The following is a 25,989-nucleotide window of genomic DNA, read 5'->3' as shown; positions in this document are numbered from 1 at the left end:
GCTATTTCGTTAGAGTTTTTGCAATTAGCGTTAATTCGCGTAAAATACGCGCCCTCAATGCGCCGGATTTGCGATTCGGTTAACGCCAATTATGGCATTTAAAGCAAAAGGTAACCTATGACTGCTGTACATAAAGACAATGTAACCAGCGAACACTTCGTTGTGTGCGCACTCTACAAATTTGTAGCCCTTCCAGATTTTGAAGCAATTCGCCAACCATTACTTAATGTGATGGAAGAAAACGAAGTACGCGGTACCTTGTTATTAGCGGCTGAAGGTATTAACGGTACGGTGTCTGCAAAGCGAGAAGGTATCGACAATCTACTTGCATGGTTAGATGCACAACCAAACCTAGACAACATTGTGACTAAAGAGTCATACGACGATGAATGTCCGTTTTACCGCACTAAGGTTAAACTGAAAAAAGAAATCGTAACCATGGGTGTTGAAGGTATCGACCCGCGTGAAGTAGTGGGTACATACGTAAAACCAGCTGACTGGAATGCATTAATTTCAGACCCTGAAGTGATCTTAATCGATACGCGTAATGATTACGAAATCGAAATTGGTACTTTCCAAAACGCGGTCGATCCACGAACTAAAACGTTCCGTGAATTCCCTGCGTGGGCTAAAGAAAACCTTGACCCTGAAAAGCACAAAAAAGTGGCTATGTTCTGTACGGGTGGTATCCGTTGTGAAAAATCAACGGCGTATATGAAAGAACAAGGTTTCGACGAAGTTTTCCATTTAGAAGGCGGTATTCTTAAGTACTTAGAAGAAGTACCAAAAGAAGAAACCATGTGGGAAGGTGAATGTTTTGTATTTGATAACCGTGTAGCGGTTAATCACGACTTACAAAAAGGTTCATACGACCAATGTCATGCGTGCCGTATGCCTATCACAGAAGACGAAAAGTTAAAGCCAGAATACATGGAAGGTGTATCGTGCCATCACTGTCACGACAGCCTAACAGAAGAGCAGCGTGCTCGTTTTGCTGAACGTCAAAAGCAAATCGAATTAGCACAAGCTCGTGGCGAAGGCCACATTGGTAACGAAGCTCAAGAAGTACTTCGTAAACGTAAAGAAGCTAAAAAAGCGCAAAAAGAAGCACAGCGCCAACAATAAGCTTCCACTTCTAATGCATAATATACAAGCCTCAGCATAGTCTGGGGCTTTTTTATGACCTAAACATTATTTGCCACTCATACAGCTAATTAATGTCAGTAAGTGGCTAAATGTCACCGTGATAACACACCCCATTTAACGACTAAATAGGTGCACTGTTTTACATCGCTTTCGATAGGATTTATTACCTTGAAGCAGAGCACTTGAATATAAGTACAGGTATTATTAATTTCGCCTCATCATTTTGTTTATTAAACGAAGTCTTGTTTTTATTGATCACAAAGCTGTTACACTTCGTAACAATTAAAACGATTCTTATTTAGGTGAACTTTTGACAATTGGCAAATTATATTCATGGACCTTAATCGCCTGTATTTCCTGCATATCTGTTGCACAGGCGGCCAATGTGGTTGTTGAACCCGTTACAACTGAAAAATCAAAACAGCAAATTAAAGCCGTTGGAAACGCAGAAGCGATTCATTCAGTTACGTTGTACCCCGCAGTGGGTGACAGAGTGACCGCAGTGTATTTTAAACCGGACGATAATGTGTCAAAAGGTGATTTATTACTCGAACTAGACTCACGCAGACAACAAGCCGCCCTTAAAGAAGCTGAAATTACCTTAAAAGATGCCGAGCGCACCATGAAAAGGCTTGAAGAGAGTCATGCCCGAGGTGCTGTTCCCCAAAGCGATTTAGATGATGCTAAAACCCTTTATGAACTAGCAAAAGTAAAGTTAATGCACGCTAAAACGGAACGTGAAGATCGTGAGATCCGGGCGCCTTTTAGCGGCGTAATGGGCCTTACCGATGTAGAAGTTGGGGACAGGATCACCGCACAAACTGCAATAGCGACCATCGACGACATTTCTCAGCTGTATATTAACTTTAACGCGCCTGAGGCCGCAATTTCTGTGCTTAACCAGAAGTCTGAGGTAGAGGTTATTCCATGGTTAGGTGATAAAGTGTATACCGCAACAGTGGCTGAGTTAGACTCACGTATCAATGCACAAACACGCACGATAAGAACCAAAGCCAAACTAGATAACAATGAAAAGCAGTTTATGCCAGGCATGAGCTTTCGCGTGCACATTAATATTCGAGGCGATGAATATGCTGTAGTCCCAGAAGCAGCCATGATGTGGGGTGCCGCAGGTCCGTATGTATGGAAAAGTGTCGATAAAAAAGCAACCCGTGTTGATGTAAAAATTGAGCAGCGTTTAGCAGGGCGATTGCTCGTATCAGGGGGGTTAAATAAAGGCGACTTGTTAGTGACAGAGGGGGTACAACGATTACGCCCTAACCAAGAGCTGACATTTGCTAACGACGTTAAGCTTGCCAAGGAGTAATGATGAAGCAACAACCAATGATGGAAGACTTGCCGTCAATGGCAATTCGCCGACCTGTTTTAATAGTGGTGTTGAACTTATTGATCATTATTGCGGGTATTGCTGCGATTGCTGGCGTAGAAGTACGAGAGCTTCCAGATGTAGACAGGCCACGCATTACGGTGTCAGCGTCGTTTCCGGGTGGTTCACCTGAAACAGTTGATACCGAAGTAACAAGTAAACTTGAAGGTGCAGTCGCACGTGTAAGTGGGGTAAAGTCGATTCGCGCGCAAAGTGAAGAAAACAACGCACGTATCGTGGTCGAATTTCGCCCGGGTGTTAACTTAGATGATGCTGCAAACGAAACGCGTGAATCGGTTGCACGGGTACAACGCGAACTTCCCGAAGAAGTTGAACGGGTATCAATTATTAAGGCCGACAACGACGCTGAGGCGGTTGTGTCCCTAACAGTTTCGAGTGATACATTATCTCTTGAAGCACTGACCGAACGCGTTGATGTAGACTTAGCCCCGCAATTTTTAACCATTCCCGGTGTGGCTGATGTACGTTTAAATGGTGACCGTGAACGAGTTTTAAGGGTTAGAATCGATCCCCTTAAATTAAGCAGCTTTAATCTCACTGTGCCCGACATTGCTAATGTATTACGCCAAGCGCCGTTTGATGTTCCGGCAGGGAGTTTAAAGTCGAGCGATCAACAAGTCATCGTCCGTGCTGATGCCACTTCAATTTCAGCAGAACAAGTCGCAGATATTATTGTTCGTGATGACACGCGTATCGGCGATGTCGCCGCTGTGTATTTTGGCCCTGCAGATCCTCGTTCGTTCGTAAGATTAAATGGCACACCTGTTATTGGCATGGAGATTATTCGTCAAGCCCAGTCGAACACCATTGAAATTTCAGATGAAGTATTAACACTGATTGAAAAAATGCGTGTGCGATTCCCCGAAATGGAATTTACGCTCACCTCCGACGACGCACAGTTTATTCGCAGCTCAGTAGACGAAGTAATCAACTCGTTGTTACTCACCGTGTTGCTAGTTGTTATAACGCTGTGGGTGTTTATTGGCTCTTGGCGCGCAACACTGGTGCCTGCTTTTGCGATTCCCGTTGCTTTAATTGGATCGCTCGCGCTGATATGGGCGTTGGGTTTCTCAATCAACATATTAACGTTACTGGCTTTAGTATTAGCGACAGGTTTAATTGTTGATGATGCGATTGTGGTGAGTGAAAATATTCAACGTCAACGCGGTCTAGGACTTGGGCGGCGAGCCGCTGCGGTAATTGGTACTCGCGAAGTATTTTTTGCGGTGGTGGCCACCACGGCTGTATTGGCCGCAGTATTTGTACCTATTGCGTTTTTACCATCAACAGCGGGGCGGTTGTTTCGTGAATTTGGTGGAGTGCTCGCGGGCGCAGTGATTATCTCTAGTTTTGTCGCATTGTCTTTAGTCCCTGCATTAACCTCTAAACTTAAATTAAAGCAAGGGGGATTTCATCCATTTGCAAAACTTGGGCATGGCTTAGCAGCTGTTTATAAACGCACGATTCATGGTGTATTAGACCATGCATGGATTACATTTTTTGTGTGCTTAATTGTCGCTGCGGGCTCAGGTGCACTGTATATGAACCTTGATAACGAATTACTGCCCACAGAAGACAGAGGCAAAATTCGAATTTTTGCACGTGGCCCCGACGGTGTCGGCCTTAACTTTATGGATAGGCAAGCCGTGCAAATGGAAGATATATTACTGCCTTTTGTAGAAAGTGGCGAAATTGAGTCAATATATACCGTTGTTGGGCAATGGGATCCCAATATTGTATTCATTACCGTGCCTTTAAAGCATTGGGATGAGCGTCACTTTAGTCAGCAAGAAATCATTAATAAAATACGTGGACCGCTGGGTAATATTCCTGGTGCAGCTGGTTACCCTGGTGGTTCAAACAGTCTAAATTTGCGTGGTCAAGGGGGTGGCATTGAGCTGGCGCTGCTTGGTCAAGATTACTTAGAAATATTTAAAGCAGCGCAGGCATTCTCAGCTGAAATAGAAAACGCAATTCCAGAGGTTGCGCCAGTGAGAATTTCGTACCAACCGTCGCAGCCACAGTTACGGGTTAATATAGACAGACGCCGTGCAGAGGAGCTTGGTGTGTCTTTAAGTGATATTTCAATCACGTTAAGAGCGGCGATAAATGGTGATGATATTGCTGATTTAAACATTGGTGATCAATCAATTCCTATTATGTTGCAGGCACAAAATCAAACCATTACTAATCCAAATGATCTGGCCAACTTATACGTTGGGGCGCGAGATGGTCAGCTTGTGCCGCTCAGCAGTGTTGCAACGATTACTGAAGAAGGCGTGGCAGCTGAGCTTGAGCGCCATGCACAGCGTCGTGCAATTGAGCTAAGTATGGAACTACCCGAAAATGTCACTATCGCTGAATTGGTCACCAAAATTCGTGACATCTCCGAGACTAACTTACCGAATGGTATTAGCCTTGCTTTTAAAGGCGAAGCACTTACATTTGAAGAAACCGCTAATGAAGTACTGTTAACCTACGTATTGGCTTTTTTAATCGTTTTACTCGTACTCGCGGCACAATTTGAAAGCGTAAACAGTGCGATTGTGGTTATGATCACGGTGCCTTTTGGTATCACGTCGGCTATTTTGGCTTTGTATTTAACGGGTACGTCTTTAAATATTTACTCGCAGATAGGCTTAGTTATGCTGATTGGCTTAATTGCTAAGAATGCGATACTGCTGGTGGAGTTTGCTGACCAATTACGTGACCAAGGTCGCTCAGTGAGGGTCGCTGTTGAAGAAGCTGCGTTAGTTCGTTTACGCCCGATTGCTATGACGTTGGTATCTACCTTACTGGGTGCGTTGCCGCTTATTTTGTCGACAGGAGCTGGTGCCGAAGCGCGTAATGCCATTGGATGGGTGGTGTTTGGTGGTTTAGCCTTAGCGGTATTATTCACGCTTTATTTAACCCCCGTTATTTACCTTGGTTTAGCACGTTTTACCAAACCTCGTGGTGATGAGTCTAAACACCTTGCCGATGAGTTAGAAAACGCTTAATCGACCTTAATTGGCTATTTTTCTTTGAAAAAATAGCCAATTACCTCCACAATCAATAAAAACACCCAATCTAGGTATGCGTATGCAAGCCGAACACATCGATATTGCACAATTTTTAAGTGATCATGCTCCATTTGATGACTTACCAGAAGTGGCAATAAATAAATTAGCGTCGCAAATTGAAATTGCTTATTTTCGTGCTGGCACCGAGATATTAAATTACGGTGACGACATAGCCGATTTATATGTTATTCGTACTGGTGCCGTGGAAATGTATCGCCGTGATGGTGAATTATATAACCGCTTAACCGTAGGGGGCATATTTGGCCAAATGGGTTTGCTAATGAATCGTAAAGTACGTTTTCCGGCAAAAGCACTCGAAGACACACTTGTTTATTGTATTAATGTGGAGTTGTTTAACCAGTATTGCGACGAGTACGAACCATTTGCAGATTTCTTTGAGGCTGATGGTAATGTACGTTTGCACCAAGCTATCGTCGAGCAAGCCGATAGCAATGATTTAACTACCGCAAAAGTAAAGTCATTACTGCACAGAGATGTGGTCACGGTCGCAAAAGATGCAACAGTTCAGTTTGTTGCGCAGTTGATGACGCAAGAGTCGGTGTCGTCAGTATTGGTTACTGATGCCGATAAACCCATTAGCGATGACCCTGATGATGACGATGGCCAAGTTGTTGGCATCATAACTGACCGCGATTTACGTTCCAGTGTTATTGCACAAGGATTAAGTTACGAAGCACATGCTCAGCAAATAATGCAGACTGATCTTGTATTACTCGATAGTAACGCCTACGTGTTTGAAGCTGTACTAGCGATGCTCAGAGATAATATTCATCACTTACCCGTTGTTATTAAGAAAAAACCCATTGGGGTTATTTCGTTATCAGATATTTTGCGCTATGAATCGCAAAGTAGTTTATTACTGGTGCGTGGCATTCTTGCTCAGCAATCAGTTGAAGACTTAGCTTATTATGCGCGCCAGCTGCCTAATGTATTTGTGCGGATGGTTAATGAAGATGCTAATTCTCATATGATTGGCACTGCCATGGCAGTGATAGGGCGAACATTCAAACAGCGTCTACTCGATTTAGCCGAAGAAAAGTTTGGTCCGCCTCCTGTGCCTTATTGCTTCATTGCACTGGGGTCAATGGCAAGGGATGAGCAATTAATCGTTACAGATCAAGACAACGCAATTATTCTAGACAATAGTTTTGATGAATCTTTACACGACGCGTATTTTCAAAAACTTGCTGACTTTGTCTGTGATGGCTTGGCTGAGTGTGGTTATAAGTACTGCGATGGTGAAATTATGGCGTCATTTAAAAAATGGCGTTTAACGCGGGAACAGTGGCAAGAACAATTTGCTAGTTGGATAGCAGAGCCAAAACCACAAGCATTATTGCACAGTTCAATATTTTTTGATCTTGATGGTGTTTACGGCAAAACCAAATGGGCAGAGGAACTAAAACGGTTTATTGCTAAAGAAGGGCGCAGCAATAAGCGTTTCTTAGCGAATATGGCAGCTAACGCACGTAATAGAACGCCTCCACTGGGCTTTTTTAAAGACTTTGTATTAGAGCATAATGGTCAACATAAACGCTCAATGAACTTAAAACGTCGTGGCACAGCCCCTTTGTCTGATGTAATCCGTGTGCATGCTTTAGCGATAGGCAGCCGTAAGCAAAACTCATTTGAACGACTTGAAGATATAATTGATGCCAAGTTATTACCAGAAGGAAAAGCGCAAGACTTACGAGATGCCCTTGAATATATCGCCATGATCCGTATCCGTCATCAGGCTTGGCAAATAGAAAAGCTAGATGAAGCGCCCGACAACGATTTAGAGCCACATTTGCTATCGCCTTTTGAACAGCGAAACTTAAAAGAAGCGTTTGCGATTTTAGATAAAGCACAGAACTTCTTAAAATTCCGTTATTCAGCTAATTCAGGTGTGAAGTAATGACCTCTAATAGCGCAAAACAAAACTGGCCTGCGCGTTATAAAGCGCTATCAGCGACGAGTCGTCATCCTTGTATACAACATTTTTATCAAAGTGCGGTAAACGACCTTAATTTACCGATTAGTGAAGTACCCCTCGTAGCGTTAGATTTTGAGACGACCGGTCTAAATTTTGATAAAGACGATATTGTTAGTGTGGGGTTAGTGCCTTTTACATCAAAACGAATTTATTGCAAAGACAGTGCACATTGGCTTGTTCAACCAAGGCAAAAGCTCGATGAAGAGTCGATAGTCATTCATGGCATTACACACTCCGAGTTAACTGGCGCGCCTGACTTCTCGTCGATAATTGAGCCGTTATTAGCCGCATTAGCTGGTAAAGTGATTGTTGTGCATTTTGCGCCTATTGAACGCCACTTCCTGTATCAAGCGTTAAACGCACGATTAGGTGAAGGTTTAGAGTTTGCAGTAATAGACACCTTAGAACTTGAAAGAAGAGCGCTTAAAGCGAAACAGGGATTAATAGGGCGTTTATTTAACAGTAAATTAGACTCGGTAAGATTAGCAGACTCACGAGTTCGTTACTCATTACCTGCGTATCAAAATCATAACGCCTTAACAGATGCAATCGCAACCGCTGAGCTTTTGCAGGCACAATTAGCGTATCATTATCGACCAGACACGCCATTACGAGAGTTACTAATTTAACTAAAGTAATAATTCCCATAATAAAAAAACGCCGCAATTGCGGCGTTTTTTAATACCATATTATCTAGCGAGTTCTTGGCTCTGTTCTAAGCCCAAGCACTAAACTCACACACATAAGCAACAGCACGAATGTAAAAGGTAAGCCTGTTGATACTGCACCAGCTTGTAACGCCTCTATGGCTTGTGTTCCACCAATCCATACTAATGCAGCCGCAATTGCGCCTTCAATGGTTGCCCAGAAAATGCGCTGTGGTACAGGGGCATCAACCTTACCGCCTGCGGTAATCGAATCGATAACTAATGAGCCAGAATCAGAAGACGTGATAAAGAACACTAACACCAGCACAATAGCAATGAACGACAGCACTTGAGACATAGGTAATGCTTCAAACATTTGGAACATAGCCAGTGGTACATCGGTTAGGCCTTTTTCACCTAGTACACCGACTTTATCAACCACTTGTTCAATTGCGATACCACCATAAATTGACATCCAGAAGATAGTAACAACAGTAGGGACAAGTAATACGGCAATTAAGAACTCGCGAATTGTACGTCCTTCAGATACGCGCGCAATAAACATACCTACAAACGGTGACCATGAAATCCACCAAGCCCAGTAGAATACAGTCCAGCCGTGCATCCATGTTTCGTCTTCACGGCCATGTGGGTTACTTAGTGGAATAATGTTTTCGACATAACCCATCACCGTATTCGGGATATTACCAAAGGCTGCAGCAAAACCAACAATAGCAACAAATACAAGCAGTACAAAGGCAATCACCATATTGATATTACTTAGCAGTTTAACACCACCATCAATACCACGTATGACCGAAATCACCGCAAGCAAGGTAACGCCAGTAATAACGCCAATTTGCAAACCGATGCCCGCATCAGTCCCAAATACATGATTAATACCCGCAGAGGCCTGCTGAGCCCCTAAACCAAGGGAAGTGGCAAGGCCAAATAAGGTCGCAAGCACAGCCAGAATATCAATAAGGTGGCCAGGCCATCCCCATGCTTTATCGCCTAAGATAGGGTAGAAAATTGAGCGAATAGATAAAGGTAAACCTTTGTTATAACAAAAGAACGCTAGTGATAGTGAAACGACTGCATAAATAGCCCACGGGTGAAGGCCCCAGTGAAACATGGTTGCACCCATAGCCATCTTTGCGGCTTCAGGGGTATTTGCTTCAACACCGAGTGGTGTTTCATACCAACCAGTGTAGTAAGCAACCGGTTCAGCAACGCCCCAAAACATTAAACCAATCCCCATACCGGCGGCAAATAACATGGCAAGCCATGAAATACGCGAGTGAGTAGGGCGAGCTTCATTTCCGCCTAAACGAATATTACCGTACGGTGAAATGATTAATGCAAAGCAAAACAATACGAATAAGTTTGCTGACCACATAAAAAAACCATCAAAATTATTAATAATGTCGTTTTTGATACCGTTAAGGGTTGCTTTTGCAATTTCGGGGTCTGAAATAAGTGTTGCAATTAAAAAGATTGCAATTAAACCTGCACTAATGCCAAAAACAGGGTTGTGAACATCGAACCCCCATTTTTGTACATTGTCTTGGCCGACAGTGTAATCCGTATTGTCGATGCTGTACTTGTCATGATGTTCGCTCATGAATACCTCTTGTTGTAATTTTATCTAGCAGAAAGCTAAATGGCCGGTTGGAACACGTTTGCCCAAAGAATATTTTTACGCAATAAACGTGAAAATAGTTTGAAGACAAATCAATTTAGTACCAAATAGTAGTCTTTAGTGTAGGAGTTAGAGGGAAAATGTAAATGCTTTAGGCGCTAAATAGCCGAATAAAATCAATTTTCTCAGTTTTTTGATGGGTTTTTAAACAAACTTAAGAAGAAAGTAAAAAAGTTTAATGACAGTATTGTTTCAGAACGAACAGATCAATACTAAAAAAGCTGCAAGCTTGTGACTTGCAGCTCTCGCTATTATTTTTTATAAGCGTCGTTGTGAACGCCAGCAGCACGACCCGAAGGATCCGCATTATTTTGGAATGATTCATCCCAAGCAAGTGCTTCAGGTGTTGAACATGCAACAGATTTCCCATGAGGAACACACTTTGCTGATGCATCTCCAGGGAAATGATCTTCAAAAATACTGCGATAAAAATACGCTTCTTTTGAATCCGGTGTATTTATAGGGTATTTATATTTTGCGTTGGCAAGTTCTTGATCGCTAACTTGCACGCTCACATATTCTTTAAGGGTATCTATCCAGTTATAACCTACACCATCAGAAAACTGCTCTTTTTGGCGCCATAATACGTCATCAGGTAAGTAACCATCGAATGCTTCGCGAATGATGTGTTTTTCAATTTTACCGTCTTTGCACATTTTGGCTTCTGGGTTAATGCGCATTGCAATATCGACAAACTCTTTATCTAAGAATGGTACGCGAGCTTCAACACCCCATGCCGCCATTGATTTATTCGCACGCAAGCAATCAAACATATTAAGTTTAGAGACTTTACGATTTAGCTCTTCATGAAACTCTTGTGCGTTAGGGGCTTTGTGGAAATACAAGTAGCCACCAAATAATTCATCAGCTCCCTCGCCAGAAAGCACCATTTTAATGCCCATTGCCTTAATTTGACGTGCCATTAAGTACATGGGGGTTGATGCACGGATGGTTGTTACGTCATACGTTTCAATGTGGTAAATGACTTCACGCAGTGCATCAATACCTTCTTGAATGGTAAAGTGAATAGGGTGGTGAATAGTGCCTATCATATCGGCTACTTTTTGCGCTGCCGCTAAATCTGGCGAGCCCTCAAGCCCAACCGAAAAAGAGTGAAGTTTAGGCCACCACGCGTCTGACTCGTCGTTGTCTTCAATACGTTTTGCTGCAAAGCGTTGGGTAATTGCAGAGATAACAGACGAATCTAACCCACCAGAAAGTAATACACCATAGGGCACATCGCACATTAATTGACGTTTAACGGCTGCTTCTAAACCGTTTTTAACATCACTCACTTTTGCATCATTGTTTTTTACCGCGTCATAGCTTTGCCAATCACGTGAATAATAACGACGTAGCTGACCGTCTTTGCTCCATAAAAAATGCCCCGGTGGAAACTCTTCAATATGTTTACAAATTGGCGATAGTGCTTTTAATTCTGACGCAACATAAAAGTTGCCATGTTCGTCATGACCTGTGTAAAGCGGAATAATACCAATGTGGTCTCTACCGATTAGGTAGGCATCTTGCTCTTCATCGTATAAACAAAAAGCAAAAATACCATTTAAATCATCTAAAAACTCAGGCCCCTTTTGTTTGTACAGGGCTAATATAACCTCACAATCAGATTGAGTTTGAAAGGTAAAATCGGTTTCTAAATTTGCCGCTAGTTCTTTATGGTTATAGATTTCACCATTGACAGCGAGAATATGTGTACGCTCTGGATTATAAAGCGGCTGTGCACCACTTGACACACCAACAATGGCAAGTCGTTCATGAACTAAAATAGCTTTCTCTGATGAATACACGCCAGACCAATCGGGTCCGCGGTGCCTTAATAGTTTTGACATCTCAATTGCTTGGCTTCGCAATTGGGCAGGATCAGATTTAATATCTAATACCCCAAAAATTGAACACATAGTGACTCCTCATTCCAATTATGTGCGCAGTTAACAATAATTTTAAAACTGCGAATCTTTGTTTTAACAGAAATAATTACCTAAGTCACACAGGTTTTTTAATTATTTAAGAATAATCTATGCACCGAAAACACAGGCTTTGCACCAGATTGATCCAAAAGCTTTGTATGAACAATAGTGAACGAATTATTTTTTAGTAAAAATGAAGAAATTTGATGAAATAAGCGACGTAAAAATTATTTTTGCTGCACCAATTTGGCGCAGCAAAAACAATTTATATCACTGTAAACATTGTCTCAAAAAGTAAATACACTCTTGTATAGACAACTTGGTTTAGGGGTTAGTCATTTATTAAACGCCAAACGAGTTTAAACACAGGGCATTTAGACTGTTAACTTTTGGCATTTTTATACTTTAAAGCAATTGCAAGTTGATTTAGATGAGCAACGAGCTTTTGCTGGGCTAAATGAGCTTGCTCAAGACTAACAAACTCAAAGTGTAAGAAGTCACCGGGTTTAAGCTGAGCAAAATGACGCAAGTCAGCCTCAATAACAGTACCAATTATTGGATACCCACCCGTTGTTTGCGCGTCATTCAGTAAAACAATGGGTTCACCATTAGGTGGTAATTGAATACTTCCAGGCATAACTGCCATTGAGGGCAGCGACAATGAATGCGCTAATTTACACTCATCGCTTAATAATCGTGCGCCCATTCTGTTACTGCTAGGCGAAATATGCCATGAATGCTCTGTAAACTTATCACATGTATTATCAGGTAATATTGAGGCATGCGGACCGGCAAGAATACGAATATGTGTACTCTTTGGCGGTAACATGGCACCTAATCCGATTTTAGTTGCATACTTAGGTGTTATATCGAAACGATCACCCGCCTTTAAAGCATGACCATGCAAGCCACCAAAGCCTGCTGCAATATCGGTTGAGTAAGAGTCTAAAATAGCCGTTGGTAAATGCCAGTCACCACCAATAGCTAAATAGTTTCGAAACCCATGTCGGGCTGCGTTTAGCTTTAGTATATCGCCTTTTTTTATATAAAAACTCCAGCCCGGTTGAACAGCATTACCATTCACAGTGGCTTTCATGTCGGTGCCATGTAAGGCGATGTAATAGTCGTTATCAAACTGTATTTCGGCAAGCCCAAGCGTGATCTCAATCACGGGATGGTTATCGGGATTGCCAACAAGACGATTAGTGATGATTTGTGCATAAGGGTCAACACACCCTGATTGACCAATGCCTAAATGGCGAGAACCTACGCGGCCTTGATCTTGTATAGACATTTGCATGCCGGGCTTGAGTATGGTGATCATTTTAGCACCTCCTGAATAACAAACTCTAACGTATCGCCCGGTGCAATTGCACACGGTGTCTGTGCATTTATATCAAACAGTTTGAAATCTGTATGACCTATTATTTGCCAACCACCTGGGGAGTCTTCGGGGTAGACGCCAGTTTGCTCACCGCCTATAGCAACCGCGCCTTTAGGGACATGAATGCGTGGTTTTTCGTGGCGCGGCGTGTATAAGTGGGGGTTTAAGCCTGCTAGGTATGCAAATCCGGGTTGAAAGCCCATAAACAAAACATGATACGTTGCACTGCTGTGCATTTGAGCCACGTCGTCTATGGTTAAATTATGGTATTTAGCAACCGCTGAAATATCGGGGCCATAATCGCCACCATACACCGTGGCGAGCTTATGATGCGTAGAGGTAAAATTATTGCTTTTAATCTCATGCCAGTGACTAAGTAATGAAGATTGCCACTTAGCAAGTAAAGATGACTCTTTTAAGTAAAGGGTGAGGTTATTATTCGCAGGCACCACATCAATAAAGTCCCCTGAATTTCGACAAAGTTGCGCGAGTGCCCAAATCTTTTTTTGTGTTTCAAGCACATCTTGCCCTGACTCATAGACATCGAAAAAAATGCAATGCGTAGTCAGTGCTGTGATCTGTGGTCGTTGAGTAGAAGCCATTGTATGTCACACTTTTTATTATTTGTTGATGATAATTAGCATATAGGCCCAGTAGTGATGATGTAAATGAGTCTTTAGCGTTAATTAAAAACTCAACACTGCCAAGCCGTTATAAAATAATGATAACAGCTTGGCAGAGAGTAAAGGAAAAGGCTACTTATTGTTGTTTAGTAACCAGTTAGACAGTAAGCGTACACCGTAGCCAGTTCCGCCTTCAGCGAGTTCATCTTTTGCTTTATTGTTAAGTGCGTTACCCGCGATATCGATGTGTACCCAACGTGTGTCACCCGCAAAGTTTTGTAAAAAACTTGCCGCTGTTGTTGCACCAGGACCGTGAGAACCAATATTTTTTAAGTCTGCAATGTCAGATTTTAACGCATCGTCGTAGCCCAGCGGTAAGCGCCAAAGATTTTCGTTTACTTGCTTACCAGCCAGTGTTAATTGCTCAATTAATTGATCGTCTTTTGAGAATACGGCGGCGTATTCGTTGCCAACAGCCCCAATCTTTGAGCCAGTGAGCGTTGCAACATCAATCATAATAGAGGGTTTGAACTTATCGCGTGCATACCACATAGCGTCACTTAATACTAAGCGTCCTTCTGCGTCTGTATTTACAATCTCAACGCTTAAACCTTCAGCTGTGCGAACAACGTCACCCGGTGCAACAGCAAATTGTGAAACCATGTTTGCTGCCATCCCCATGACCGCAACAACATTGGTGTCGGCTTTAGCTAACGCCATTGCTTTTACAGTGCCTAGTACGGCTGCAGCACCCGCCATATCTGATTTCATACGTGCAATTGAAGCGCCAGTTTTAAGGCTATAACCGCCAGAATCAAAGGTAATACCTTTACCTACTAACGCGATAGGTGTGTTTTTATTACCTTGATAATGGGCAACAACAAGGCGTGAACCTTCTTCACTACCACGGCCAACCGCTTCGAGCGCACCCATACCCAGCTTTTTAATTTGTTTAGGTTCTAGAACCGTGATTTTAACACCTAACTTTTTAAGCTCTTTTGCGGCTTTAGCAAAGTCAGCTGGAGTCATCTCTGTCGCTACTTCACTGGTTAAGTCGCGTGCTAAAAATACACCCTGTTCAATATGTTGTAGTAAAGTGTGGTTTTTGACCGCTTGGTCTATATTTTCAACGTCGACAGTGTAATTAACTACATGGGTGTCTTTTTCTTTTTTGTATTCTTCAAAACGGTGGTCACGTAGGTTAGCACCATGAGCAAACTCGGCTGCATATTTGGCGTTTGTGTCTGTTTCTTTCAACACCGAAAAATCAAGACTAACCGAAGCTTGTTTCGCACTGTGAAGCTTAGCGTGAACATTACCTCCTAGCTTTGCCATTTTTGCAGCATTGAGTTCTGCTTGCTCACCAAGCCCAACAAGTAAAATACGTTGATGTTCACTGTTGTTTGGAGCAATGACTTCTAATGTTTTTCCGTACTTGGCTTTAAAGTCTGCAAAGTTAACCACTTTATCTAAGTGGGCTTGCGTTTCAGCGCTTAGGTAATTGAAATCAGAAACACCTGTTTTTGAATCAAAAAACAGCACTAATGTGTTGTCAGTTGGTTTAATAGATTGTGCGAAAGTGAACTCTGCTGCATTCACTTGCGTAGCAAGTGTTATACCCAATGCGAGAGCGGTTAGGCTATGTGCAATTCTCATTATTATATCCCAATGTAAAAAGGTGCTTTTTACCTTAAATATACAAAAGAGTTAAATTGTTAGCGGTGAATCACAGCTTAGACGCGTTTAAGGTGAAATGATTTATTAAACTCGCCGGTCTTTTAAATATACAGGCTTTAATGAGGAAATTAGTATGACAATTAAGTCAATGTTACTGATATTACTGACCAGTAGTGCCATGATGACTGCAAGTAAAGTGTATTCACAAGACACCATGCAAAACGCCACGCAGCATATTGAAACTATTGTACTTGGCTCTGGCTGCTTTTGGGGGGCTGAAAAACGCTACGAAGCACTGGATGGGGTAATTGATGCTGTATCAGGCTATGCAGATGGTGAGGGATTTAAAGCAACGTATAAAAATATTACCCGTCAGTCACGTCGTTTCGACGACAATAACTATGCTGAAGTGGTAAAAGTCACTTATAACAGCAATGAAATAACCACTGAAAGCCTCCTTAAGCACTATTTTGAGAATCACGATCCTACGCAGCTTAATCGCCAAGGTAATGATGTTGGTACACAGTATCGTTCTACAATTCTTACCAGCAACGAACAGCAGCAACAAACAGCCATTGAATTAAAACAGACGTACCAAGTAAAGTTAACGGCCGCAGGCTACGGAACAATTGTCACAAAAATTAAGCCGCTCAAGAAATTTTACGCAGCAGAAAATTATCATCAAGATTATTTAAAGAAAAACCCGAATGGGTATTGTCCTGATCATTCAACAGGCGTGGTATTTGATTCAACCAACAAACCCAACGTTGATAATAGTGCATTACTGACAAATAAACAGATTGTGGTTATTGATGCGAAAGGGTATTGCCCATACTGTGAAAAGTTCAAAAAAGAAGTTGCCAATAACTACCAAGGTACTATTCCCATGACCTTTCGTTATGCCGATGAGCTCGATGGGCTGACAATTAAGACCCCAACTTGGGCAACGCCAACTTTACTGTTTATAGAAAATGGTGAAGAGGTGTATGGCCGTCAAGGGTATGTAAGTAAAGATGAATTTTACAAAGCGCTCGGTGCGTTTAAGTTGGGTGACAGTGAGGCGTTTAGGGTTGCATTTCATGCTCGTACCGACAGTCCATATTGTAAGCAATATGATATTTTTAAAAATACGCCAGAGGGGGTTTTTATAGATAAACTCAGTGGTGCCCCATTATTTGATACCCGAGACCGCTTTAATTCTGGTACAGGTTGGTTATCGTTTACCCAAGCCGTTAAAGGCAGCGTCACCATGCACGAAGATAACAGTTATGGAATGCAGCGTATTGAATTAAAATCGAAAAGTTCAGGGATCCACTTAGGCCATTTATTCCCAGGTGAAGGCCCACAAGGTAAAGATAGGTATTGTATTAATGCTACGGTGCTTGAATTTGTTCCAGCAGAGTAAAATGTCGATACGCTATTAGTTCAAAGTCATTTTTTAGCCTAAGCTTGTATGTATGCCCAAAAAGTGACGTTTGAAATGTGAAAATAAATCTAATAAGTGGTTTGAGTGCTGTTGTAGTAAGCTTATTTTCGTTGCAGTTATTATGCGCAGAAAGAGCCTCGTATGTAGTAGGCGTAGAGAACATTGAATATCTACCTTATTACGAAGGGAGCGATAACAATAACTCACGGTTCACTGGATACAGCGCACAGTTATTAAAATTATTCGGTCGTAAATACGACTATAATATAGTGTTTACCCAACGCCTCTAAACCGCCTTTATAAAGATTTTATTACGCAAAGTTACCTTGATTTTAAATACCCAGATAACCCGCAATGGCAAAAAAGTTTTAAAGATATCTACACAAAAACCAAGCAAATAGTCTATTCAAAGCCTGTTCTTACAACTGTAACCGGTATTGCGAGTCTTAATCCTGATACACAATTATCTGATTGCACCAGGTTTGGTAAAGTGCGTGGTTTCACCTCACAACGTTTTAAAGCATATTTTGAAAAAGAGGGAATTGCCGTTATCGAAACTGCGGATACAACGGAGCTTATTTCTTTGCTTTTATTGAACCGAATAAATTGTATTTATATCTCGCGGGATGTTCTTAACTATAAATTACGGAAAAAGTTAAATGTAACGACCGATGTCTACTTCCATGAATTGCTCGGTGTAGATGTACAAGACTTTCATGTATCGACGATTAATCATCCAGAGATTATTACTCAGTTTAACCAATTTTTAGCTACGTATAGTGAAGAAATTCAAGAACTGAAAGAGAAATTTAGTATAGGCCAATAGGGGGTTACAGTTTGCTTATTGGTTTATCATGTAAATCAGGCGCGAAAAAAAGCCCGGTCAGAACACACAAGAACCGGGCTTTCGACAACAATTTGGTGGGGTAACTTTACAACGCTAAGTTTTGCTTTGCGCGAGTTAAGTTATGATTTACAAGTTCGTTTTTAGAAATTTGAACTGCTTCATAAAAATCAGAAAGAGCTGCAGTATCGTTTTCTGACATGATGCGTGCAACACCACGATTACTTAATGCAAACGAAGTTAATTCGCGACGTTTGTATCCAGGTACTTTACTTGTACTAAGAAGTGAAATTGCCTCGGTACACAGGCTTTCAGCTTCTGAAAAATTCTTTTCTTTTACGCTCAATGCACAACGGTTGAAAGCATTTTCGTATGTGCTGTTTACGTCGTTTGAAGAGTGAGCTTGCTCGATAACCATCAGTTTATAATCAGCTTGGTTGGCTACTGCCATCGCTGAGCAAGTTAATAAAGAGCTAAGTGCAATAGTGGTTACAAGTGTTTTAAACATGATAGATTTCCTTTGGTTAAGTTGGTGTTTCTTGCCAACGAGTGAACTTTAAAATATTCCCCAAAGCTAAACAAACGATTAAATTAAACCTGATAGATGAAGAAATTTAATCTATAGAGTAATTACTCAAAATTAGTGGTTGGCTGAAAAGTAGGGGACTGTGTCTTTTTAATTATTTTTTTGAGCAATACCTAAATGCTGTTTTTATATACAGTTATTGTGTGGGCGCTTACATAATCAATAACACGACCTAAAGACTCGCTTTTATTAAGTTTAGGTAATGGTTACTGCCAACTTTTAATATATGTGGCAATCAGTTAATAACTTTGTTACTAATAAACTTTGAGAGAAGTGCGGCTTGTGTGGTAAGAAAACGTGCTATTCGCTCGCTATAACCTGTTAAATTGCCAAGGAGTTGGTTTGTTGTTTCGAGAACAAAAGTTTTATATAGCTAGCTTCATTATATGTGGTGCTTTCGCAATTATTGTGAAGCTAACGAGATCTAACATATTTGGTATCAATAGTTTTTTAGATACCTTTTTAGGATCTTCCCCAAGCTTTTTCTATTTATTCGGAATCTTGTCTCTCATTCCAATAGTTAAGCCAAAGATTGACATAAAAACATTTAAAAAGTCAGTTTTAATGTTTACTGCCGGTGCATTAACATATGAAATTGAACAATACTGGACTTCAATGTTTTTTGACCTTGGTGATATTATTGCAACATTACTTGCTGCACTACTAATGTTTTCTTTACATAAAAATAAGCGTAAGGCTGTATAATATGCACTTCAAACGGAACAAAAACAGTTGGTAGGCTCCGCTTCGCTTCACATTTTAATCAACAATTTTCGTCTGCTTAAGTGGGCGTTATAAGCCTAAGGGAAGCAATGGTATTTATCATCCTGTTTGGAGTCGTAGCGATTACCTTTATTGTGTTTAACATGCAGATGGCAGCATACAAAGAAGCAGCGCATAAATACACAAATGAGCGTAAAAATAAGCTGGTTGAATACTTAGGTTACCAAGATCAGTATTGGGGCATGTTATTTGGTAACCCTAAAAATTTTTCCATGTACCATAAAGGGTTAGACTGTCATATTAAAAAGGTACGCATTTCATTGTTTGTAGCATTAGCATCGTTTTTTAGCTTATTCATATATCTAATTGTTGCATACGGCTTATAACAAGTTACTCAAAAGCACTCAGAACGCTTGGTTTGCTCTCCTTCGTAAGGCATTGATGGAAAATGGAAGTATTCAAATATATTTTTATAGTTCTAGTCATATATCTAATTGTTACTTTAAGCATTAGGTTATATTGGTATTTTAAAGATGGATACTTTCAATTAAGCTGGATAGCTGAATGGTTCATTGCTGCTATAAGCTGCGTTGGCATTTTCGTTGTTGCCTATAATGTCCCTATATTAAATCAAGGCTTTTGGTGGTTTGTACTTTTTCTCATTTTACTATCAACCGTGTTACGTCTACGAAGTGAAACTACAAGTCAGCAGTTACACCAACTTAGTAAAGGCCAGCTATTATTTGTCTACAGTTTAATGGTTTTGTTTACTGCTCCTATTGCGATTGGGCTTTTTATTAATGCTGCAAACTTAAGTAATATTTGGGTTGGCAGCTAACAAAAAGTTATGCGCCCTCGGGCTTGCTGAGATACAAACAGGTGTTAATTATGTTGCAAGTGGCACATAACCGTCCTTTGGCTCTAACTCATTATTGTCTTAAAACAATTCAGAGCAGATGCTCTAGAGTCGAATTTGAACGAACTACGGAAGTTACCCAAAACAGAACGACTGAGAAGTTAGGTAGCAGCCTCTGTATGCGTAAAAATATAATTGCGTATTAAGAAAAATTTAGATTTAATGAATACATAATAAGCGCTGAGCAATGCAGGGAAAGCTTACATAACACAGCTAAGCTGATTAAATTAGCTAGGAAAGTGAGAGCCACTAAAAAGCCTATTTTTCTAAGTAAGTCCATAGCATAAACAACACCAACTCTGACACACCGAGCAGGTAGCGGCTCAGTCCAACAAGCGATTATGCATCACAAACTGCGTGTTGCATAAATACTAAAATGTTAGGCTACCACGGAAACATCATGGATAGGCGTTATAAAAAAAGAATTGATCGCTACTGGTCAAAAATGGAAAAACAATGTGAGGATGCCTTATCAAGAATCGACCCTAATGATTGGTTTGATCTTTGGCATACTCATCCTGATTGGGATGGCAAAGGAAATTCGAGACCTGAAAACAGGAAACGAGCCATTGAATTAACTTTTCGTTTTTTAGTCAAGGCAGAGACTTTAACTAACCATAGAAGCAATGAAATCCAGTGCTTCGCTATCATAAAAGAAGACACAATAGATAACTCAATTTATATTCACAGTGAAAATCCAAATTCATCAGAGTTTCCATATAAATATGAAGGTGTAACTTGGGATACTGAGAATAAAGAATTAGAAAGTATTGTTAACTTAGATACACACCAAATTGGTGTTTTCCAAAGTGAAGATGAACAAACATTCTTTATCAGAAAGGTAGCCTAACAAGGCAATTATGCGTGGGATGTATTAAGCTTGGCTGACGCTCATTCTTCGCTAATTTTAGCCAAGCTTAATACGCCCCATATTTGCGGCGTTATATTTACAAGGAGAGTTCAGGTTATGAGTTACGAAGCCAAAGTATTCAATGTAATGATTGCTTCACCAGGGGATGTAGCATCTGAAAGAACGATCATTCGTGATGTAATATATGAATGGAATGCTGTTCATTCAAAGTCACGAAATATTGTTTTGTTACCTGTTGGATGGGAATCTCATTCATCTCCAGAAATGGGGGCATCTCCTCAGGAAATTATAAACAATCAAATTTTAGATAAATGTGATTTCCTCGTCGGTGTTTTCTGGACTCGTATTGGAACAGCCACTACTGAGTACGCTAGTGGGACTGTTGAGGAAATTGAAAAACATATCGCGGCTGACAAGCCCGCAATGCTCTATTTTTCCAGTCAGCCTGTCGTAATGGATACCGTTGACCCCGACCAATATTCAGAATTAAGTAAGTTTAAAAAATCTTGTCAATCTCGTGGCTTATATGAAGGTTATGATAGTCATTCTGATTTTAAAGAAAAATTTTATCGTCACCTTCAACTTAAAGTTAATGAACACTCTTTATTTCAATTTGAGGTAAGTGATTCATTCTCAACTCAAAGCGAAATTGTAGAATCAAATACTTCAATTCCAAAACTATCAAACGAAGCTCGTATATTACTTAAAGAAGCTAGCCTCGATAGCGGTGGCACAATTATGTCGCTAAGTTATATTGGTGGTGATGACGTTCAAACAAATGGGAAAAATTTGATTTCATCACAAGAGCCTAGAGAGGTAGCTCGCTGGAAATCAGCTATCCAAGAACTAGAGAATGAATATTTAATTGAAGATCGTGGTCATAAAGGTGAAGTATTTAGAATTACCAATCTTGGTTATCAAATCGCGGACATGATCGAATTGTAAATATAACAAGCGGTTTATGGAAGGGACTCGTAACAGCTTGCACGGGTTCGTTCCTCACCAGTTTAGCAAGCTAATACTCGCCCCATAACCGGGCGGTTTATGTGTTTTTATGGTTGATCAATCGATTTATAATTCAGTTTTAGATTTAGCGTGTGAATTGGTTAATTCTTCCAGTGCTGAGTTAACTCAAAATTATTGGCATGCTTATCAAAAACTAAATGAATTATGTGAAATGCATAAGGGAACAAGCAAGGATCATCCCCTTCAATGGGAAGCTCTTGCCGATTACACCCGAAATAACAAGCAAGCTTTAAATATCTATTTAATTGCAATAGAGGTCGCAACAAACTTAAATTTAAGTGAATATGTTGCTTCTTCACAACTTGCCATTGCTGAGCGCTTCTTGGAAACAGGTAATAAATGTGAAGCAATATCATGGGCAAATAAGGCTGATGAAAATGCTCGTAGGTGCAGTAACCTTGAGTTACGTAATGAAATTAGTGAATTTCTGCTAGTAAGTGCAAGCAACACATAACAAACGGTTTATGGATGGGACGCAAAAAGCTTGGCTTGTGCTCTTTCGTCGCTAATTTTAGCCAAGCATTTTCCGCCCCATAATCTGGCGTTTAGCATCAAATATTATGAGCTACGATATCGAACTACCCAACCCGTTTTGGTTTGGAATAAAGATCAATGAAAGCGAAGATCGCTTGCCATCAATTGGCTGCGAGGTGGAGCTGAAACTTGAAATGCCCAGAGGAATATTTTCATATTCTGCCAAGGATATTTTGTTTGAGTGCTCCGTTTTTGACGAGTTTCTGGTGCAGCTAGAACGGTTGAAAACCGGAGAAGCCGGTAAAGCCGAATTCTATGATATGGACCGAGAAATAGTACTTTCATTCACTAAGGAAGAAATTCAATTGTCAGTTCACCGAATACATAGTGAAATCGGATCTGGCTATATGGAGTTCAAGAGTGATTTTGATCGTGAATTGGTGATCCAGCATATTGAGCACATAGAGAGTTTTGCAAAATGGTGGTAGCAATGTTTAACAAGTCAAAGCACTCGGACTTGGTAAATCTGTCACCTTTTTCGTTCCCAAAAAAAGCCGTCAACTTCACCAAGCCGGTGTTTGAGGCGTTATACGTTTCTAGAGTTTGGTGTTAATTAAATGTCTGATGATGCAATAAAACTTGCTACAAAATTACTAGAGAGTGATGAGGATTATTTAGATAATGTCATAGGGCTCTGGCGAATTGGCAATAATAAATATGAGCAATGTTGGGATACTGAGTTTCACGTATTTGGTGTAATTGAGTCTGATACTGATCATTTACCTTTGAAGCACGTACGAGCCAATTGTTCTCCTGAGTTCCTCGCTAAATCAGATAAAGAGTTAGCTGAAACTATAGAGTTCTACAGAGCAGATGTGATCAGTGCATGTAATACAATTCTAAACCAGTTAAAAAACGTATAACAAGTTAATTAATAAGAACAAAAAACAGTTTGCTGTTTTCGTTCCTAACATTTTAGCCAACAATTTTTTGCACATTAGTAGGGCGTTACCTATGCCTGACCATAGCATAGCATAGCACTGAATGTCGATTCTAACTCACAATTGTCCAACAATGACTTACGTTCGTGTCTGTTTTAATTCTAAAACGGCGAAAAGGTTGATTTCTGCTTTAACGGTTTGCAGCTCGTAACAGATTGTCTTACTTAAGCGCTAATAATCTTACCGGATAGTCTGATGGATTACGTAAAGACTTATTAAAATTTAAGTTTTCAATTATAAGTGCTTAAATTTAGATACTCCAAAACGACAAAACCCAGCCTAAGCTGGGTTTCATGAAATAATGCGGATGAACTTATAATGCTAAGTTCTGTTTGGCGCGAGTTAAGTTGTGCTCTACCAAATCGTTACTTGAAATCTGCACGGCTTCATAGAAATCAGATAATGCGGCTGTCTCGTTTTCAGACATAATACGTGCAACGCCACGATTACTTAAAGCAAATGATGTTAATTCACGACGTTTATGACCAGGGACTTTACTTGTCGTTAGCAAGTTAATTGCTTTAGAGCAGAGTGCTTCGGCTGCCGCAAAGTCTTTTTCTTTAACGCTCAATGCGCACTGATTAAATGCTAATTCGTATTGATTGCTTTGTTCTGCAAGTGTTGTAGATTGGTCAATCACCATTAATTTGTAGTCACCCTGATCAGCCACTGCCATCGCTGAGCAAGTTAATAAAGAGCTAAGTGCAACGCGTTTCATAAGTGTACTAAACATAATTTTTTCCTCTGTTAGAGTCGGCATTTATTACCGACAATCCAACTTTAGTTTAGAGAGGAAAATCGAACAAACGATAAAAAAACACCCAATAGGTGAATAAATTTAACCTATAGACTTTAGTCGAATAAAAGGCTTAAAAACTGAGGCTCTCATGCTAAGAATAGTGTTGCTGCAAGGCTTAAGCTGTATCAGGAGAGGGTAGTATCGGAAAATTGCAGTCTTCGCTTTTTATGTTTAATAATTAAATACGTTTAAAAAAGTAGCATTTTCCTCATTTCTATTTTAAAGGTTATTGATACAAAGGTAAATGGATTTAATCACGATAGCACGGGTTGTTATTAGTAAACTGTGTGGCAGAACTGTATTGTTTAAATATATTGTTTAATCTGCTCTTTAAGCTGGTACTCTGGGCTAAAAAGATGCCAAAAGGGGCATATTTATTTATGGCCATATTCCCACTTCTTTCGCTATTTCATATTCCTCCCCCTGTATTTGAAAATGTGGCTAAAGCAAAGCACGAACAACGTAAAAAACAAAAACGATATGATAAACCCACTTCATGACAGGATTAGCTATCCATTCATTGTAATGACCTTATGCTTAAGTGCATGGCGCATGCAATAAATAGCCATCATTCTTTTATACTACAAATAATGAAAAATAGTTAAGCATTAAATAGGGCTTTGACTATAATTACTGTTAAAACTTATTGAACTAACAGTTAGTTGCAGAATTAATAACATACTAAAGTGACCTTCTCATGAATAGTATGTTTTCAAAAGTTACAAGGTAAGTTAGTAAGCGATTATGCCTTAAAGAGCTGCTGCAAAGCGAAACTAAACAATAATAAAGATGAAGAATTTATATGCCTTTAACTCTAAAACCATTGTCAGAATGTAAAATACTCGTAGTTGATGATGATGAAATGATCAGACTTACACTTGAAACAATATTAGAAGAGCACTTTACTGTTTTACCATTTAGCGCTGGAAATAGTGTCTTAGAATACTGTAAAGAAAACACTGCTGATTTAATTTTGTTAGATGTGAATTTACCTGATATCAATGGGTTAAATGTATGTAGGCAAATAAAAGACGATCCTGCCTTTGAAAATGTACCTATTGTCTTTATTACATCGACCTACGATACCGATTCACAAAATGCCTGTTGGGAAGCCGGAGCAACAGATTTCATTGGAAAACCCATCACTGCTTCAACATTAATACACCGCACGAAGAATCATATTGAGAATAAACTTCGCCTCGAAAAGTTGGTTGAATTGACATACAAAGACTCTCTAACAGGTTTATTTAATCGCCATTACCTAGACTTAGAAGTCTCTAATGTTTTTAAACAAGCTATACGTGATAAAAGAGCTTTTAGCCTACTGATGTTAGATATCGATCATTTCAAGCGTTATAACGACCATTATGGCCATCCACAAGGCGACGTATGTATTAAAAAGATTGCTGAGGTATTAAATCGTTCAGTTAAACGCCCGCAAGATACGGTTGTACGATATGGAGGAGAAGAGTTCCTTGTGCTCTTACCTTACACAGATTTTGATGGAGTAAAGCAAGTCTGCGAGCGAATTAATCATGAACTAGCGAGCGAAAATATTCGTCACGAAGAATCTTCTTTAAATAGGGTGTCAGTCAGTATCGGGGGAGTTGTGTATTCTCACCAAGAGATGAAACAGTTTGATGAACTTGTCTCATTAGCTGACGAAGCATTATATGAAGCAAAAAATGCGGGTAGAAATTGCTTTAAATTACATGCAATTGACTGATGAAATAATCAGATTTTAACGTTA

At 40.2% G+C, this 25,989-nt stretch carries 23 protein-coding genes; 16 read left to right on the top strand and 7 right to left on the bottom strand.

Annotated elements, in window-relative coordinates:
- Positions 1-117: 117 nt before the first annotated feature.
- From BWD47_RS05595 to BWD47_RS05575, 5 genes are all read left to right on the top strand, one after another.
- Complete coding sequence (locus BWD47_RS05595) at positions 118-1,125, top strand: rhodanese-related sulfurtransferase (RefSeq protein ID WP_065979897.1); 1,008 nt, start codon at positions 118-120, stop codon at positions 1,123-1,125.
- Between the two features lie 331 nt (positions 1,126-1,456).
- Entirely contained in the window at positions 1,457-2,473 is a 1,017-nt protein-coding gene (locus tag BWD47_RS05590; RefSeq protein WP_083633638.1) for an efflux RND transporter periplasmic adaptor subunit, read from the top strand.
- 2 nt (positions 2,474-2,475) lie between these two features.
- Positions 2,476-5,553 carry an efflux RND transporter permease subunit gene (locus BWD47_RS05585; RefSeq protein ID WP_081759716.1) on the top strand — a complete coding sequence of 1,026 codons (3,078 nt, stop codon included), beginning with the start codon at positions 2,476-2,478 and terminating at the stop codon, positions 5,551-5,553.
- Between the two features lie 82 nt (positions 5,554-5,635).
- Positions 5,636-7,534 carry a DUF294 nucleotidyltransferase-like domain-containing protein gene (locus BWD47_RS05580; protein ID WP_074988244.1) on the top strand — a complete coding sequence of 633 codons (1,899 nt, stop codon included), beginning with the start codon at positions 5,636-5,638 and terminating at the stop codon, positions 7,532-7,534.
- Positions 7,534-8,241 carry a 3'-5' exonuclease gene (locus tag BWD47_RS05575; protein ID WP_065979898.1) on the top strand — a complete coding sequence of 236 codons (708 nt, stop codon included), beginning with the start codon at positions 7,534-7,536 and terminating at the stop codon, positions 8,239-8,241. Before BWD47_RS05580 ends, BWD47_RS05575 begins: the two co-directional genes overlap by 1 nt.
- Positions 8,242-8,305: 64 nt before the next feature.
- Here the strand turns inward: BWD47_RS05575 and BWD47_RS05570 are convergent, their stop codons facing one another.
- From BWD47_RS05570 to BWD47_RS05550, 5 genes are all read right to left on the bottom strand, one after another.
- The gene (locus BWD47_RS05570; protein ID WP_065979899.1) at positions 8,306-9,883 is read right to left on the bottom strand and encodes a BCCT family transporter; all 1,578 of its coding nucleotides are present in this window, start codon (positions 9,881-9,883) and stop codon (positions 8,306-8,308) included.
- 329 nt (positions 9,884-10,212) lie between these two features.
- A complete protein-coding gene (asnB, locus tag BWD47_RS05565) occupies positions 10,213-11,880 on the bottom strand; it encodes an asparagine synthase B (protein ID WP_075593600.1) in 1,668 nt (555 codons plus the stop codon).
- A 391-nt stretch (positions 11,881-12,271) separates the two neighbouring features.
- On the bottom strand, positions 12,272-13,213 hold the full coding sequence (locus BWD47_RS05560) for a biotin-dependent carboxyltransferase family protein (RefSeq protein ID WP_075593599.1): 942 nt from the start codon (positions 13,211-13,213) through the stop codon (positions 12,272-12,274).
- Positions 13,210-13,875, bottom strand: coding sequence for a 5-oxoprolinase subunit PxpB (gene pxpB, locus BWD47_RS05555; protein WP_075593598.1), 666 nt, complete (start codon positions 13,873-13,875; stop codon positions 13,210-13,212). The genes BWD47_RS05560 and pxpB overlap by 4 nt, the downstream gene beginning before the upstream one ends.
- A 153-nt stretch (positions 13,876-14,028) precedes the next feature.
- A complete protein-coding gene (locus BWD47_RS05550) occupies positions 14,029-15,552 on the bottom strand; it encodes a leucyl aminopeptidase (RefSeq protein WP_036968514.1) in 1,524 nt (507 codons plus the stop codon).
- A gap of 199 nt (positions 15,553-15,751) precedes the next feature.
- Between BWD47_RS05550 and msrA the strand changes: the two genes are divergently transcribed.
- Both msrA and BWD47_RS05540 read left to right on the top strand, forming a co-directional pair.
- Complete coding sequence (gene msrA / locus BWD47_RS05545) at positions 15,752-16,978, top strand: peptide-methionine (S)-S-oxide reductase MsrA (RefSeq protein WP_065979991.1); 1,227 nt, start codon at positions 15,752-15,754, stop codon at positions 16,976-16,978.
- A 511-nt stretch (positions 16,979-17,489) separates the two neighbouring features.
- Positions 17,490-17,825, top strand: a complete 336-nt coding sequence (locus tag BWD47_RS05540) for a hypothetical protein (RefSeq protein ID WP_075593597.1) — start codon at positions 17,490-17,492, stop codon at positions 17,823-17,825.
- A 106-nt stretch (positions 17,826-17,931) separates the two neighbouring features.
- On the opposite strand, the gene BWD47_RS05535 is transcribed toward BWD47_RS05540, so the two are convergent.
- Positions 17,932-18,351: a hypothetical protein gene (locus tag BWD47_RS05535; RefSeq protein WP_036968511.1), complete on the bottom strand. Its 420-nt coding sequence runs from the start codon at positions 18,349-18,351 to the stop codon at positions 17,932-17,934.
- A gap of 423 nt (positions 18,352-18,774) precedes the next feature.
- Here BWD47_RS05535 and BWD47_RS05530 point away from each other — a divergent pair, with 423 nt between their 5' ends.
- The 8 genes from BWD47_RS05530 (at position 18,775) to BWD47_RS05495 (ending at position 23,362) form a co-directional block, all read left to right on the top strand.
- Positions 18,775-19,134: a hypothetical protein gene (locus tag BWD47_RS05530; RefSeq protein WP_256719223.1), complete on the top strand. Its 360-nt coding sequence runs from the start codon at positions 18,775-18,777 to the stop codon at positions 19,132-19,134.
- 107 nt (positions 19,135-19,241) lie between these two features.
- Positions 19,242-19,538 (top strand): hypothetical protein, encoded by a 297-nt coding sequence (locus tag BWD47_RS05525; protein WP_075593595.1) that lies wholly within the window; start codon positions 19,242-19,244, stop codon positions 19,536-19,538.
- Between the two features lie 62 nt (positions 19,539-19,600).
- Positions 19,601-19,990: a hypothetical protein gene (locus tag BWD47_RS05520; RefSeq protein ID WP_075593594.1), complete on the top strand. Its 390-nt coding sequence runs from the start codon at positions 19,601-19,603 to the stop codon at positions 19,988-19,990.
- 478 nt (positions 19,991-20,468) lie between these two features.
- Positions 20,469-20,918, top strand: coding sequence for a hypothetical protein (locus BWD47_RS05515; protein WP_075593593.1), 450 nt, complete (start codon positions 20,469-20,471; stop codon positions 20,916-20,918).
- 117 nt (positions 20,919-21,035) lie between these two features.
- On the top strand, positions 21,036-21,884 hold the full coding sequence (locus BWD47_RS05510; RefSeq protein ID WP_075593592.1) for a DUF4062 domain-containing protein: 849 nt from the start codon (positions 21,036-21,038) through the stop codon (positions 21,882-21,884).
- Positions 21,885-21,993: 109 nt separating this feature from the next.
- Positions 21,994-22,419: a hypothetical protein gene (locus BWD47_RS05505; protein WP_075593591.1), complete on the top strand. Its 426-nt coding sequence runs from the start codon at positions 21,994-21,996 to the stop codon at positions 22,417-22,419.
- A gap of 106 nt (positions 22,420-22,525) precedes the next feature.
- Complete coding sequence (locus BWD47_RS05500) at positions 22,526-22,927, top strand: hypothetical protein (protein ID WP_075593590.1); 402 nt, start codon at positions 22,526-22,528, stop codon at positions 22,925-22,927.
- A gap of 129 nt (positions 22,928-23,056) precedes the next feature.
- Positions 23,057-23,362 carry a hypothetical protein gene (locus tag BWD47_RS05495; RefSeq protein WP_075593589.1) on the top strand — a complete coding sequence of 102 codons (306 nt, stop codon included), beginning with the start codon at positions 23,057-23,059 and terminating at the stop codon, positions 23,360-23,362.
- Positions 23,363-23,753: 391 nt separating this feature from the next.
- Here the strand turns inward: BWD47_RS05495 and BWD47_RS05490 are convergent, their stop codons facing one another.
- Entirely contained in the window at positions 23,754-24,173 is a 420-nt protein-coding gene (locus BWD47_RS05490) for a hypothetical protein (protein WP_036968496.1), read from the bottom strand.
- An 868-nt stretch (positions 24,174-25,041) separates the two neighbouring features.
- Between BWD47_RS05490 and BWD47_RS05480 the strand changes: the two genes are divergently transcribed.
- A complete protein-coding gene (locus BWD47_RS05480) occupies positions 25,042-25,965 on the top strand; it encodes a diguanylate cyclase (protein ID WP_075593587.1) in 924 nt (307 codons plus the stop codon).
- The last annotated feature ends 24 nt before the right edge of the window (positions 25,966-25,989 follow it).

The sequence above is a fragment of the Pseudoalteromonas sp. PAB 2.2 genome, assembly GCF_001938575.1.
GTDB lineage: Bacteria > Pseudomonadota > Gammaproteobacteria > Enterobacterales > Alteromonadaceae > Pseudoalteromonas > Pseudoalteromonas lipolytica.
This window is presented reverse-complemented; position numbering and strand designations above follow the sequence as displayed.

Coding starts and splice junctions, on each gene's coding strand:
- BWD47_RS05595 (WP_065979897.1), top strand. CDS start 118: ATGACTGCTGTACATAAAGACAATGTAACCAGCGAACACTTCGTTGTG.
- BWD47_RS05585 (WP_081759716.1), top strand. CDS start 2,476: ATGAAGCAACAACCAATGATGGAAGACTTGCCGTCAATGGCAATTCGC.
- BWD47_RS05580 (WP_074988244.1), top strand. CDS start 5,636: ATGCAAGCCGAACACATCGATATTGCACAATTTTTAAGTGATCATGCT.
- BWD47_RS05575 (WP_065979898.1), top strand. CDS start 7,534: ATGACCTCTAATAGCGCAAAACAAAACTGGCCTGCGCGTTATAAAGCG.
- BWD47_RS05570 (WP_065979899.1), bottom strand. CDS start 9,883: ATGAGCGAACATCATGACAAGTACAGCATCGACAATACGGATTACACT.
- asnB (WP_075593600.1), bottom strand. CDS start 11,880: ATGTGTTCAATTTTTGGGGTATTAGATATTAAATCTGATCCTGCCCAA.
- BWD47_RS05560 (WP_075593599.1), bottom strand. CDS start 13,213: ATGATCACCATACTCAAGCCCGGCATGCAAATGTCTATACAAGATCAA.
- pxpB (WP_075593598.1), bottom strand. CDS start 13,875: ATGGCTTCTACTCAACGACCACAGATCACAGCACTGACTACGCATTGC.
- BWD47_RS05550 (WP_036968514.1), bottom strand. CDS start 15,552: ATGAGAATTGCACATAGCCTAACCGCTCTCGCATTGGGTATAACACTT.
- msrA (WP_065979991.1), top strand. CDS start 15,752: ATGATGACTGCAAGTAAAGTGTATTCACAAGACACCATGCAAAACGCC.
- BWD47_RS05535 (WP_036968511.1), bottom strand. CDS start 18,351: ATGTTTAAAACACTTGTAACCACTATTGCACTTAGCTCTTTATTAACT.
- BWD47_RS05525 (WP_075593595.1), top strand. CDS start 19,242: ATGGTATTTATCATCCTGTTTGGAGTCGTAGCGATTACCTTTATTGTG.
- BWD47_RS05520 (WP_075593594.1), top strand. CDS start 19,601: ATGGAAGTATTCAAATATATTTTTATAGTTCTAGTCATATATCTAATT.
- BWD47_RS05515 (WP_075593593.1), top strand. CDS start 20,469: ATGGATAGGCGTTATAAAAAAAGAATTGATCGCTACTGGTCAAAAATG.
- BWD47_RS05510 (WP_075593592.1), top strand. CDS start 21,036: ATGAGTTACGAAGCCAAAGTATTCAATGTAATGATTGCTTCACCAGGG.
- BWD47_RS05505 (WP_075593591.1), top strand. CDS start 21,994: ATGGTTGATCAATCGATTTATAATTCAGTTTTAGATTTAGCGTGTGAA.
- BWD47_RS05500 (WP_075593590.1), top strand. CDS start 22,526: ATGAGCTACGATATCGAACTACCCAACCCGTTTTGGTTTGGAATAAAG.
- BWD47_RS05495 (WP_075593589.1), top strand. CDS start 23,057: ATGTCTGATGATGCAATAAAACTTGCTACAAAATTACTAGAGAGTGAT.
- BWD47_RS05490 (WP_036968496.1), bottom strand. CDS start 24,173: ATGTTTAGTACACTTATGAAACGCGTTGCACTTAGCTCTTTATTAACT.
- BWD47_RS05480 (WP_075593587.1), top strand. CDS start 25,042: ATGCCTTTAACTCTAAAACCATTGTCAGAATGTAAAATACTCGTAGTT.